Source organism: Streptomyces sp. NBC_01275, assembly GCF_026340655.1.
Lineage (GTDB): Bacteria > Actinomycetota > Actinomycetes > Streptomycetales > Streptomycetaceae > Streptomyces.
The window spans coordinates 6,104,456-6,116,139 of record NZ_JAPEOZ010000001.1 but is presented as its reverse complement, the minus strand read 5'-3'; the positions used below and the strand labels follow the sequence as shown (position 1 = coordinate 6,116,139).

The 11,684-nt window shown below is 69.9% G+C and carries 10 protein-coding genes; 1 reads left to right on the top strand and 9 read right to left on the bottom strand.

The window, feature by feature from the left end; all coding sequences use genetic code 11:
• The first annotated feature begins 34 nt into the window (after positions 1–34).
• The gene (locus OG562_RS27130; RefSeq protein WP_266402234.1) at positions 35–1,063 is read left to right on the top strand and encodes a sigma-70 family RNA polymerase sigma factor; all 1,029 of its coding nucleotides are present in this window, start codon (positions 35–37) and stop codon (positions 1,061–1,063) included.
• Here the strand turns inward: OG562_RS27130 and OG562_RS27125 are convergent.
• The 9 genes from OG562_RS27125 to OG562_RS27085 form a co-directional block, all read right to left on the bottom strand.
• Entirely contained in the window at positions 947–1,333 is a 387-nt protein-coding gene (locus OG562_RS27125; protein WP_266402232.1) for an STAS domain-containing protein, read from the bottom strand. The two genes, OG562_RS27130 and OG562_RS27125, sit on opposite strands and share 117 nt — an antisense overlap.
• 40 nt (positions 1,334–1,373) lie before the next feature.
• Positions 1,374–2,657 carry a thymidine phosphorylase gene (locus tag OG562_RS27120; RefSeq protein ID WP_266402230.1) on the bottom strand — a complete coding sequence of 428 codons (1,284 nt, stop codon included), beginning with the start codon at positions 2,655–2,657 and terminating at the stop codon, positions 1,374–1,376.
• Positions 2,658–2,731: 74 nt separating this feature from the next.
• Positions 2,732–3,145, bottom strand: coding sequence for a cytidine deaminase (locus OG562_RS27115; RefSeq protein ID WP_266402229.1), 414 nt, complete (start codon positions 3,143–3,145; stop codon positions 2,732–2,734).
• Complete coding sequence (locus tag OG562_RS27110) at positions 3,142–4,404, bottom strand: ABC transporter permease (protein ID WP_266402227.1); 1,263 nt, start codon at positions 4,402–4,404, stop codon at positions 3,142–3,144. Before OG562_RS27110 ends, OG562_RS27115 begins: the two co-directional genes overlap by 4 nt.
• A complete protein-coding gene (locus OG562_RS27105; RefSeq protein ID WP_266402225.1) occupies positions 4,401–5,522 on the bottom strand; it encodes an ABC transporter permease in 1,122 nt (373 codons plus the stop codon). The genes OG562_RS27110 and OG562_RS27105 overlap by 4 nt, the downstream gene beginning before the upstream one ends.
• A complete protein-coding gene (locus tag OG562_RS27100) occupies positions 5,519–7,174 on the bottom strand; it encodes an ABC transporter ATP-binding protein (RefSeq protein ID WP_266409556.1) in 1,656 nt (551 codons plus the stop codon). The genes OG562_RS27105 and OG562_RS27100 overlap by 4 nt, the downstream gene beginning before the upstream one ends.
• A gap of 314 nt (positions 7,175–7,488) precedes the next feature.
• Positions 7,489–8,541 carry a BMP family protein gene (locus OG562_RS27095; RefSeq protein ID WP_266402222.1) on the bottom strand — a complete coding sequence of 351 codons (1,053 nt, stop codon included), beginning with the start codon at positions 8,539–8,541 and terminating at the stop codon, positions 7,489–7,491.
• Between the two features lie 242 nt (positions 8,542–8,783).
• Positions 8,784–9,827: a BMP family protein gene (locus OG562_RS27090; RefSeq protein WP_266409555.1), complete on the bottom strand. Its 1,044-nt coding sequence runs from the start codon at positions 9,825–9,827 to the stop codon at positions 8,784–8,786.
• Positions 9,828–10,171: 344 nt separating this feature from the next.
• Positions 10,172–11,476, bottom strand: a complete 1,305-nt coding sequence (locus OG562_RS27085; protein ID WP_266402221.1) for an amidohydrolase — start codon at positions 11,474–11,476, stop codon at positions 10,172–10,174.
• Between the last annotated feature and the right edge of the window lie 208 nt (positions 11,477–11,684).

The window sequence follows — 11,684 nt, the reverse complement described above, 5'->3', positions numbered from 1 at the left end:
GTGACAGAACGGCCACAGGGGCGGGTGGACGACGATGAGTGACGGCAGGGCCGGTACGGCGACGGTGGAGGACCTCGACGTCAGGCTGGAGAAGCACCGGGTCGAGCTGACCGGGTACTGCTATCGCATGCTCGGTTCCTCCTTCGAGGCCGAGGACGCGGTGCAGGACACGCTGGTGCGGGCCTGGCGGAGCTACGACAAGTTCGAGGGCCGCTCCAGCCTGCGCTCCTGGCTGTACCGGATCGCGACGAACGTCTGCCTGGACATGCTGGCGGCGGGCAACAAGCGGGCGAGACCGATGGACCTCTCCGAGTCCACTCCCCTCGCGCAGGCGGCTCTGTCCCCCCGCCCGGACCACACCTGGCTGGAGCCGATGCCCGACGCCCGCGTGCTGCCGACGGTGGAGGATCCGGCGGACGCGGCGATCGCCAAGGAGTCGGTGCGGCTCGCCTTCATGGCCACGCTGCAGCAGCTCCCGCCCAAGCAGCGGGCGGTGCTGATCCTGCGCGAGGTGCTGGCGTGGAAGGCGAGCGAGGTCGCCGAGCTGCTCGACACCTCGGTCGCCTCGGTCAACAGCGCGCTGCAGCGGGCACGGGCGACGCTCGCCGAGCGCGCCGACGCGCAGGGCGCCGGCGCGGCGGTGTCGAACCCGCTGGACGAGGAGCAGCAGAAGCTGCTCGACCGCTATGTGGCGGCCTTCGAGGGCTACGACATGACGGCGCTGACGGCTCTTCTGCACGAGGACGCCATCATGACGATGCCGCCGTTCGACCTGTGGCTCACCGGCCACGACGACATCGCGGGCTTCATGACCACGCTCGGCTCCGCCTGCGAGGGCTCGCGTCTGCTGCCGGTCCAGGTCAACGGGCTGCCGGGCTTCGCCCAGTACAAGCCGGATCCGGAGGAGGGCGGGTACACCCCGTGGTCGATCCAGGTCCTGGAGATCTCAGACGGCCGCCTCACCGGATTCCACTTCTACCTCGACACCCAGCGCTGGTTCCCCCTCTTCGGCCTCCCCCTCCACCTGGACGGGAAGTCCGACGAGATCGAGCAGGGCGCGTAGCGCGGGGTCGGGGGCGCGGAGCCGTATCCGTCCCCCAGCCCTGCGGGCGGCCAGCTGAAGCCGGGCCAGCAGGTCCACCGTGGCCAGCCCCGGCGGCCCGATCCCGCCCACATCACAGACGACGACCCCGGCGGAGCCGTCTCTCAGCAGGCGGCGTACGTCGTCGGCCGCCCCTGTCACCTGGTCACGGGTGACAGGACCGGTCAGCACGAGTACGGGCAGTGTCTCGGGGTCCACGTGCGGTAGACCGGGCAGGCGGGCGGAACTCATCGACGGCCGACCCGACGCCCGACGGGACGGCTCGGCGTCGTCAGGCGATGCGCTCCAGCACCACCGGCGACGCCGTGAACGTCGTGCCGGGCGCGGCGACGTCGTAGGAGCCCTCGACCGCCTCCAGGGCGTAGGCGAAGCGCTCCGGGGTGTCGGTGTGGAGGGTCAGAAGGGGCTGGCCCTCGGTCACCGTGTCGCCGGGCTTGGCGTGGAGTTCGACGCCGGCGCCCGCCTGCACCGGGTCCTCCTTGCGGGCGCGGCCCGCGCCGAGGCGCCAGGCGGCGATGCCGATGTCGTAGGCGTCGAGGCGGGTCAGGACGCCCGAGGCGGTCGCCTTGACCACGTGCTGTTCCTTGGCGGTGGGCAGGGGGGCGTCCGGGTCGCCGCCCTGGGCCGCGATCATGCGGCGCCAGACGTCCATCGCGGAGCCGTCCGCCAACGCCTTCGCGGGGTCCGCGTCCCTCACTCCGGCCGCGTCGAGCATCTCGCGGGCCAGGGCGATGGTCAGCTCGACGACGTCCGCCGGGCCGCCGCCCGCCAGGACCTCCACCGACTCGCGGACCTCCAGGGCGTTGCCCGCGGTCAGGCCGAGGGGGGTCGACATGTCCGTCAGGAGGGCGACCGTCTTCACGCCGTGGTCCGTGCCCAGGCCCACCATCGTGGCGGCCAGCTCGCGGGCGTCCTCGATGGTCTTCATGAAGGCGCCCGTGCCCACCTTGACGTCCAGGACCAGCGAGCCCGTGCCCTCGGCGATCTTCTTGGACATGATGGACGAGGCGATGAGGGGGATCGCCTCGACCGTGCCGGTCACGTCCCGCAGGGCGTACAGCTTCTTGTCGGCCGGGGCCAGACCGTCGCCCGCCGCGCAGATCACCGCGCCGGTGGTGTCGAGGACGTGCAGCATCTCCTCGTTGGAGAGCAGGGCGCGCCAGCCGGGGATCGACTCCAGCTTGTCGAGGGTGCCGCCGGTGTGGCCGAGGCCCCGGCCGGAGAGCTGGGGGACGGCCGCGCCGCAGGCCGCGACCAGCGGGGCCAGCGGAAGGGTGATCTTGTCGCCGACGCCGCCCGTGGAGTGCTTGTCGGCGGTCGGGCGGGACAGGGACGAGAACTCCATGCGCTCGCCCGAGGCGATCATCGCGGCGGTCCAGCGGGCGATCTCGCGGCGGTTCATGCCGTTGAGCAGGATCGCCATGTTGAGGGCGGCCATCTGGTAGTCGGCGACCTCGCCGCGGGTGTACGCGTCGATGACCCAGTCGATCTGCTCGTCGCTGAGCTCGCCGCGGTCCCGCTTGGTGCGGATGACGGAGATGGCGTCCATGGCCATGGTTCCCTTCTGAAGTGAAACACGCGGCCCCTCTGCGCCGGTCGAGGACGTCGGTCAGAGGGGCCGCGCGGGAGTTACTTGGTGAGGTGGTCCGGCCCGAAGGCCTGCGGGAGCATCTCGGAGAGGGGCAGGATCCCGGCCGGCGTCTCCAGCAGGAGGTCGGCCCCGCCGAACTCGTAGAGCAGCTGGCGGCAGCGGCCGCACGGGACGAGGATCTCGCCGCGGCCGTCGACGCAGGTGAAGTGGGTGAGGCGGCCGCCGCCGGTCCGCTGGAGCTCCGAGACCAGCCCGCACTCGGCGCACAGGCCGAGTCCGTAGCTGGCGTTCTCGACGTTGCAGCCGGAGACCGTACGGCCGTCGTCCACCAGGGCCGCGACCCCGACGGGGTAGCCCGAGTAGGGGGCGTACGCGTGGCGCATGGCCTCGCGGGCCACCTCGCGCAGCGTGTCCCAGTCGGCCGGGGCGGCCGGGGCGGCGGCCGGGGTCACTTGCCCTGTCCCTTCCGGTACGGCAGGCCGTCCGCCTTCGGCATCCGCAGACGCTGCGAGGAGAGGGCGAGCACCAGGAGGGTGACGAGGTACGGGGCCGCCGTCACGACCTGGCGCGGGACCTCGTTCGTGGTGGAGTACCAGACGAACATCAGGGCCGACACCGCGGCGGTGATCAGGGCGGAGACGTACTTCTTCTTCCAGGCGAGGTACGCGGCGCCGAACACCAGCAGGATCGCCAGCAGCAGGATCAGCGCATGCACGTTGGTGGTGCCGCCGCGCAGGTTGAGGCTGTCGGTGTAGCCGAACAGGCCCGCGCCCAGCGCCAGTCCGCCCGGCATCCAGTTGCCGAAGATCATCGCGGCGAGACCGATGTAACCGCGGCCGGCGGTCTGGCCGTCCAGGTACACGTTCGAGGCGACGATGGACAGGAAGGCGCCGCCGAGGCCGGCGAAGCCGCCCGAGATGATCACGGCGATGTACTTGTACTTGTAGACGTTGACGCCGAGCGACTCCGCCGCGACCGGGTTCTCGCCGCAGGAGCGCAGCCGCAGGCCGAACGCGGTGCGCCACAGGACCCACCAGGTGACCGGGACGAGGGCGACGGCGACGACGGTGAGCGGCGACAGGTCGGTGATCAGACCGCCGACCAGGCCGGCGATGTCCGAGACCAGGAACCAGTGCTTCTCGTTGAGCGTGTCCAGCCAGCTGGAGAGTCCTGGGATGTCGAAGGTGCCCAGCGAGTCGATCGGCGGGGACTGCTTGGAGGAGCCCTGCGGGGCGTCCTCGAAGGTGAACTTCGACAGGTAGCGGGTGGTGCCCAGGGCCAGGATGTTGATCGCCACACCGGAGACGATGTGGTTCACGTTGAAGGTGACGGTCGCGACGGCGTGCAGGACGGCGCCCAGCGCGCCGCCGAGGATGCCGAAGACGACGCCGGTCCACGGGCCCCACTGGTAGCCGGCCCAGGCGCCGAACCAGGTGCCGAGGATCATCATGCCCTCGAGGCCGATGTTGACGACGCCCGCGCGCTCGGCCCACAGACCGCCGAGGCCGGCGAGGCCGATCGGGACGGCCAGGCGCAGCGCGGTGGACATCTGGCCGGTGGAGGTGATGCCGTCCGCGCCGGTGATCAGCCGGACGACGGAGGTCAGCACCAGCACGCCCGCGATGACCAGCAGGAGGACCGGGAGCGACATACGGCGGCCGGACTTGGCGGGCTGCTTCGCCGACGGCTTGGCGGTGGTCGTGGCGCTCATCGGGCCGCCACCTCCTTCTCGGTGTTCTGGGCGGCGGCCGCGAGCTCGGCGCCGACGCGCTTCTGCTGGCGGCGCAGACCCCACTGGCGTACGGCCTCGTAGGAGATGACGACCGCGAAGACGATGAGACCCTGCATGATCGTGGCGATCTCCTTCTCGTACGCGACCGGGGTGGCGTAGTCGAGGGCGGGAGAGGCCTTGTCGAGGAAGGCGATCAGGAGGGCGGCGAAGGCGATGCCGACCGGGTTGTTGCGGCCGAGCAGGGCGATGGTGATGCCGGTGAAGCCGAGGCCGGTGGGGAAGCTCAGGCTGTAGGTGTGCGCGTCGCCGAGCAGCAGCGGCAGGCCGGAGAGGCCCGCGATGCCGCCGGAGATCAGCATGGCGGTGAGGACCATCCGCTTGGCGTCGACGCCGGAGGCGGCGGCCGCGGTCTCCGACTCGCCGGTGGCGCGCAGGTCGAAGCCGAAGCGGGTGCGGTTGAGGACGACCCAGTAGACGACGCCGAGGGCGATGGCGAGGAAGACCAGGCCGTAGATCTCGCCGACGTCCGCGCCCAGGTTGATGCCGGGCATCCAGCCGGAGTCCTTCATGATGCCGGTGGTGTTGTTGTTGCCGACCTGCACGCCCCACATGTTCTCGAGGGTGAGGTAGCCGATGACGCTGGTGGCGATGGCGTTGAGCATGATCGTCGCAACGACCTCGCTGACGCCCCGGGTGACCTTCAGGACGCCCGCGATGCCGGCCCAGAAGGCGCCGGTGAGCGCGCCGACGAGCAGCAGGAAGGGGATCTGGAGGGCGGCCGGCAGGGCGACGTGCGCCCCGACGACGGCGGTCATCATGGCGGCCAGCCGGTACTGGCCGTCGACGCCGATGTTGAACAGGTTCATCCGGAAGCCGATGGCCACCGCCAGCGCGGCGATGTAGTACATCGACGCCTGGTTGAGGATCAGCACCTGGATGTCGGAGTAGCCGATCTGCTCCAGCATCAGGGAGTACGGCTCGAACGGGTTCTTGCCGGAGGCGACCAGCACGACCGAGGTCAGCAGGATCGCCGCGACGAGCGCGATGACCGGGCCGGCCACCGCGAGGAGCACGCGCTCCTTGTCGAACTTCTTCATCGGGCCTCGTCCTCCGGACCGGCGGCTGCGTCGCCCACTGCGGACTCTGTGGACTCTGCGGGCTCTGTGGGCGTCTCTACGTGTTCGAGGTGACCGGACGCGGCGCCGGTCATGGCGGAGCCGAGCTCCTCCGGGGTGACGGCGGCCGGGTCGGCGTCGGCGACCAGCCTGCCGTTGTAGATCACCCGCAGGGTGTCCGACAGGCCGATCAGCTCGTCCAGGTCGGCGGAGATCAGCAGCACCGCCAGTCCCTCGCGGCGGGCCTCGCGGATGCGGTCCCAGATCTGGGCCTGTGCGCCGACGTCCACACCGCGCGTGGGGTGGGCGGCGATCAGGAACTTCGGGCTGTGGCTCATCTCGCGGCCGACGATCAGCTTCTGCTGGTTGCCGCCGGAGAGGGAGGCGGCGGTGACGTCGATGCCGGGCGTGCGGACGTCGTACTCCTCGACGATCCGGCGGGTGTCGGCCTGTGCGCCCTTGGGGTTGAGCCAGAAGCCCTTGGCGTTGGGGGCCTCGGTGACATGGCCGAGGATGCGGTTCTCCCAGAGGGGGGCCTCCAGGAGCAGGCCCTGGCGGTGGCGGTCCTCGGGGATGTAGCCGACGCCGGACTCGCGGCGCTTGCGGGTGGGCCAGGGGGTGATGTCCTCGCCGAGGAAGGCGATCTGGCCGGAGTCGGCGTTCTTGGTGCCGATCAGCGCGTCGATCAGCTCGGTCTGGCCGTTGCCCTCGACTCCGGCGACGCCCATGACCTCGCCGGCGTGGATGGTGAAGCTGACGTCGTCGAGGGCCCTCTTGACCTCGCCGGGGGCCTCGACCATGGAGCCGGGGCCCACGGGCTCGGCCTCGACGCCCAGGGAGGCGCCGCCGCTGGCGTAGACGGTGAGGTTGCGGACCTCGATGACCGGCTTGTCGGTGACCGTGGACTCGGCGGTCTCCGGGGTGGGCAGTTCGCTGCCGACCATCATCTCGGCGAGCTGACGCGGGGTCGTCTCGGCGGGGACGGCGGTGCCGACGGTCGTACCGCGCCGGATGACGGTGATCTCGTCGGCGACGGAGAGCACCTCGCCCAGCTTGTGGGAGATGAAGATGACCGACAGGCCCTCGGACTTCAGTTCGCGCAGGTTGTCGAAGAGTGCGTCGACCTCCTGCGGGACGAGGACGGCGGTCGGCTCGTCGAGGATGAGGGTCGTGGCGCCGCGGAAGAGGACCTTGAGGATCTCCACGCGCTGGCGGTCGGCGACGCCGAGGTCCTCGACCAGGGCATCCGGGCGTACGCCGAGGCCGTAGCGGTCGGAGATCTCCTTGATCTTCTTACGGGCGTTGCCGCCGATGCCGTACAGCTTCTCGCTGCCCAGGACCACGTTCTCCAGGACGGTGAGGTTGTCGGCGAGCATGAAGTGCTGGTGGACCATGCCGATGCCGCGGGCGATGGCGTCGGCGGGGCTGGAGAAGGCGACCTGCTCGCCGTCGATCGCGATGGTGCCCTCGTCCGGCTTCTGCATGCCGTAGAGGATCTTCATGAGCGTCGACTTGCCGGCGCCGTTCTCGCCGACGAGGGCGTGCACGGTGCCCTTGCTGACGGTCAGGTGGATGTCGTGGTTGGCGACGACACCGGGGAAGCGCTTGGTGATCCCCGTCAGCTCTACCGCGATCGGCGACGGTGCGGTGAGCGGAGGGCTGCTGGACGCGTCGATGGCGCACTCTCCTTGGGAAAGGGGCCGCTCTACGCGCGTAGCGCCCCTGCTTTAAATAGTGCCCGGACCAGGATCTGATCGATCAAGTTTCCGTGTCGATCCGTTGTCGATCAGTTCCGAACGTTCCGAGCATTCTGCCGCGTGAACGGGGCGCGGGGAGGTCATCCTTCCCCGCGCCCGTTCCGAGGCCGTAACGCTGTCATTACAGCGTATTTTTGGCCATGCCTACGACAAGTCTCCGACAGGCCCACGACGGGCCCGTGGACCTCGGGTCAGGAGGTCTTGACGGTGATCGTGCCGTCCTTGATGCCGGCCTCGGCCTTCTTGAGCGCGGCCTGGATGTCGGCGTTGTCGGCGAAGGTCGGGTTCGAGTTCGACACGCTCACGCCGCCGTTCTCGAGGCTGCCGCGGACCACGCCGGTCTCCGGCTTGCCGTCCTTGACCGACTTGGCCAGGGTGTAGACCGCGCCCTCGACGTTCTTCATGGCGGAGGTCAGGATCGAGTCCTTGTACTTCGCCAGCGCGTCCTGCTTGTACTGGTCGGAGTCGACGCCGATCGCCCAGACCTTGTGGGCGTTGGCGGCCTTGATGACGCCCTGGCCGGACAGACCGGCGGCGGCGTAGACAACGTCCGCACCGGCGTCGATCTGGCCCTCGGCGGCGCTCTCGCCCTTGTCGGGGCTGGAGAAGCCGCCCTCGGCCGCGGTCTCGGTCAGGTACTGCGACTTGACCGTGACGCCCTTCTTGGTGTCCTCGACGCCCTGCTTGAAGCCGGCCTCGAACTTGTGGATCAGCGGGACGTCCACGCCGCCGACGAAGCCCACGGTGTTGGTCTTGGTGGCCTTGGCGGCCGCGACGCCGGCGAGGTAGGAGGCCTGCTCCTCGTGGAAGACGAGGTCGGCGACGTTGTCGGCCTTGATGGTCTCGTCGTCGACGATGCCGAAGGTGGTCTTCGGGTACTTGGCCGCGACCTCCTTGACGGCCGGCGCGTAGGCGAAGCCGACGCCGATCACCGGGTTGTAGCCCTGCTTGGCGAGGCTCTCCAGACGCTGCACCTTGTCCGCGTCGGACTCACCGTCCTGCGGCTCGACCGCGGTGGACTTGTAGCCGAACTCCTTGTCGGCCTTGTCCAGGCCGGCGGTGGCGGCGTCGTTGAAGGACTGGTCGCCCTTGCCGCCGACGTCGTACGCGAGGGCGAGGCCCAGGTTCTTGTCGCTGCTGGCGGAGGAGGACGAGGACGTGGACGAGCTTCCACAGGCGGAAACGGTCACGGCGAGGGCTGCGGTAGCAACACCCGCAACGGCGATACGGGACACCCGGCGCATGGAACTTGACTCCTTTGTGCATGCGCCCATACCAGGCGCTGGTTCCGCCGCAGCGTAACGCGCGTAGACCAGACGGAAAAACCCTTCTGTCCGGTCCGTTACCGAGCTGTGGCCACAGATGCGGCCCAGACTACGGACAGCAAAGCGCCCCTTGCGGGAAGCAAGGGGCGCATGGGCTGCGAGGACGCCCATTAGGGCGTAGAAAACGGCTCGGCGGGGTTCCGGAAAGCCGTTGCCCGGCGTTACTTGGTGTTGACCGTGATCTTGCCGTCGATGATGTCCTTCTTCGCCTTGTCGACGGCGGCGACCACGTCGGTCATGGCCTTGTACTTCGGGTTGGAGTCGGCGAAGCCGACGCCGTCGTTGGAGAGGCTGCCGCGGACCACGCCGGACAGGGGCTTGCCCTCGTAGACGGACTTCACCAGGTCGTAGACCGCGCCGCCGACGTTCTTCAGCGCCGAGCCGAGGATGTAGTCCTTGTACGAGGCCAGTGCGGACTGGCTGTACTGGTCGGAGTCCACGCCGATCGCCCACACCTTCTTGGCGGCGGCCTCGGTGATCACGCCCTGACCGGACAGGCCGGCCGCGTGGTAGAGGACGTCCGCGCCGGCCTCGATCTGACCGCTCGCCGCGTCCTTGCCCTTGTCGGGGCTGGAGAAGCCGCCCTCCTGGGCCGTCTCCGTCAGGTACTGCGACTCGATCTTGATGTTCGGCTTGACCGACTTGGCGCCCTGGACGTAGCCGGCCTCGAACTTGTGGATCAGCGGGATGTCCACGCCGCCGATGAAGCCGATGTGGTCCTTCTTGGTGGCCTTGGCCGCGGCGACGCCGGCCAGGTAGGAGGCCTGCTCCTCGTGGAAGACCATGTCGGCGACGTTCTTCGCCTGGATCTGCTCGTCGTCGATGATGCCGAAGGTGATCTTCGGGAACTTGGCCGCGACCTCCTTGACGGCCGGCGCGTAGGCGAAGCCGACGCCGATCACCGGGTTGTAGCCGGCCTGGGCGAGCTGCGTCAGGCGCTGCACCTTGTCCGCGTCGGACTCGCCGTCCTGCGGCTCGATGTCCTGGCCGCTGATCTTGAATTCCTTCTCGGCCTTCTCGAAGCCGGCGTAGGCCGCGTCGTTGAACGACTGGTCGCCCTTGCCGCCGATGTCGTACGCGAGGCCGATGCCCTTGCCCGAGTACGTGCTGCTGCCGCTGCTGCCGGACTCCGTGTCGCTGGACTTGGAGTCGGTGCTGGACTTGCCGCAGCCGACGGCCGCGAGCGCGACGACCGTGACGGTCACCGCTGCCTGGGAGAATCTGGTCCTCCGGGATATGAGACGCACAGCAAGCACCCTTCGATTCGCCACGGCGCCGTGACCGGGCCGTTTCCCCTTGGTGGCGCCGTTCCGGGAGGGCTCCCCAACAAGCCGTTCCCGGTGGCGATTTCGCGCACAGTAACGCGCGTAGACGGCGAGGGGAACGGGGTTTCTCCGGGCTGTTATCGATTCGTGCCGCCACCGGGTTACAAGCGTCTCCCGACGGTTACGGGCGGGTGACACAAGGGGATGAAGGGGCGCGTTTCCGGCGCCCCTTCATCCCCTTGCCCATCCCTTTGTCTTCGGTCCGTCTCAGGCGACCTTTCCGGTCACGCCTGCCGTGTCGCCGCGTCCAGCAGCGCGGCCGCCGTGAACAGCTCCACGCCCACGGTGATCGCGGACTCGTCGGCGTCGAAGTCGCCCTGGTGCAGATCCCGGACCGTGCGCTCGCCGGGGGTGCGGACGCCGAGCCGGGCCATGGCGCCGGGCACCCGCTCCAGGTACCAGGAGAAGTCCTCGCCGCCGAGGCTCTGCTCGGTGCTCTGCACGGACGCCTCGCCGCGCCGGGCCACCATGGCGTCGCGCAGCAGCCCGGTGACGTCGGCGTCGTTGACGACCGGGGGGACGCCGCGGACGTAGGTGATCTCGGACTTGGCGCGGTGCAGGTTGGCGACCTCGTCGATCGCGGCGACCACGATGTCCGGGGCCTGCCGCCAGGCCTCGAGGTCCAGGCAGCGGACGGTGCCGGAGAGCTCGGCGTGCTGCGGGATCACGTTCGGGGCGTGGCCGCTCTCGATGCGGCCCCAGGTGACCGCCAGCCCGGCGCGCGTGTCGACGCGGCGGCCGACCAGCGCGGGCACGTCGGTGACGACCCGGGCGACGGCGGTGACCAGGTCGGTGGTGAGGTGGGGGCGGGCGGTGTGGCCGCCGGGCCCGTCCAGGGCGATCTCCAGGCGGTCGCAGGCGGAGGTGATGGCCCCCTCGCGCAGCCCGACGAAGCCGGCGTCGACCCGCGGGTCGCAGTGCACGGCGATGATCCGGCCCACGCCGTCCAGCGCCCCGCACTCGATGACGTCGGCGGCGCCGCCGGGCAGCACCTCCTCGGCGGGCTGGAAGATCAGCCGCACGGGCCGCGGGAGCCGCCCCTGCCGGTGCAGCTCGGCGAGGACCAGGCCGGCGCCGAGGACGACGGTGGTGTGCACGTCGTGGCCGCAGGCGTGCGCGCGGTCGGGCACGGTCGAGCGGTACGCGCACTCGGTCTTCATGTCGGGGATGGGCAGCGCGTCGATGTCGGCGCGCAGGGCGAGGATGGGCGTGCCGCCGCCCCGGAAGCCCTCGCCCTCCCCGGTGCCGGTCTCCTCTGCGCCGATCCCCCCTGCGCCGATCTCCTCTGTCCCGATGTCACAGATGAGGCCGGTCCCGACGGCGAGTACGCGCGGCCTGAGGCCCGCCTGCTCCAGGCGCGCCTTGATCGCGGCGGTCGTACGGAACTCCTGGTTGCCGAGCTCGGGGTGCATGTGCAGGTCGCGACGGAAGGCGACGAGTTCGGCGCGCAGGGCGTCCGGCAGTGTGCCGGGCAGGGCGCCGGGGAGCACTTCTTCCCCTGAAGGATCGGCCTCGGACTCTCGGGACATCAGTTGCTTCACCCTCTGAAGGGTAGGACGCCGAGGCGGTCAACTGACCCGATCAACAAAAGTTCAACCTGTTGGAGGAAGAAAAGTTGGCCGCGCGGCGCATGGCTGCTGTGGAGGATGGGTAAAATCGCCGACTTCACGTCCGGCTCCCCACCCTTCTCCTTCCTTCCACGGATACCACGAGCCGCACCGGCACGCGGCCTCTGTC